Source organism: Photobacterium sp. R1 (assembly GCF_054600795.1).
In genome coordinates, this window is sequence record NZ_BAAHZP010000346.1 from 1 (window position 1) to 310 (window position 310).

Sequence of the window (310 nt, forward strand, 5' to 3'; positions counted from 1 at the left end):
GGCCAGATCCGGTACACCGGGTGCAAAAGGGGCATTCAGATCCAGGGCCTGCGCGATGGCTGGTGGCCTGCTATCGTCCCGTGACGATTGCGTCGGCAGATAGTGATCCGGCAGGTCAACACAGATGTAAAACCCCGAGCCCAACCGGCTTTCGATATAGCCCTCCGCGACCAGTTGCTCATAAGCTGCCGTGACAGTATTACGGCTCAGGGATAACTCCTCAGCCAGTTTGCGTGTTGACGGTAATTTCCCGCCCATTGGCAACAAGTTAGCGACAATCTTGTCGCGGATCGCGTGAAAAAGCCGATCC

Annotated in this window: 1 protein-coding gene; it reads right to left on the minus strand. The window is 56.8% G+C overall.

Going from position 1 to position 310, the window contains the following annotated elements; genetic code table 11:
* On the minus strand, positions 1-310 hold a 310-nt coding region (locus ACYP03_RS25355; protein ID WP_459782581.1), incomplete at both ends, for a GntR family transcriptional regulator.